Source organism: Leyella stercorea DSM 18206 (assembly GCF_000235885.1).
Lineage (GTDB): Bacteria > Bacteroidota > Bacteroidia > Bacteroidales > Bacteroidaceae > Prevotella > Prevotella stercorea.
The window spans coordinates 1-617 of the sequence record NZ_JH379353.1 but is presented as its reverse complement, the minus strand read 5'-3'; the positions used below and the strand labels follow the sequence as shown (position 1 = coordinate 617).

The window sequence follows — 617 nt, the reverse complement described above, 5'->3', positions numbered from 1 at the left end:
TCCGAAGGCTACAACCTCGTGACCGACTCCACGGGCGGCACGACCACCTACCGCTATACACCCGACCAGCTTGTGACCGCCGAAATCGACCCGCTCGGCAACGAGACGCGCCACAGCTACACGGACTTCATGGAGCCTTACCGCACCATCGACCCAGAGGGCGGCGTCACGGGCTACAGTTACGACAATGACGGCAACCTCACCGGCGTCACGTACCCCGACGGCAGCGGCGAGATGTACATATACGACGACAAGGGACGGCTGAGCATCCACGTGGACCGTGAGGGCAACAAGACCGTCCGCCTGTACGACACGGAGCGTCCGCACCTTGTCAGCCGCTTCATAGACCGTGACGGCGGCGTCACGGAGTTCACCTACGACAGCCACGGCCAGCCCGTGGGCGTCGGCAAGGGAGACCGCCGCTCCGAACTGTCCTACGACGGCTCGCTGAACCTCGTGTCATGGCACGAGGACGGAAGGCTGCTCGGCGGCTGGAAGCATGATGCCAGGGGCAGGCTCATCGAGCGAAGCTCTCCCGGCAACCGCACGGAGTTCTACGTGTATGACGCCCTGGACCGCCTGCGGCGCATAGACGCCCGTGACGGTAACGTCATACA

General features: G+C 64.2%; 1 pseudogene. It reads left to right on the top strand.

The annotated features are described in order from the left end of the window. Positions 1 to 617 (top strand): annotated as a pseudogene (locus tag HMPREF0673_RS00950) (RHS repeat domain-containing protein); the annotation flags it as partial.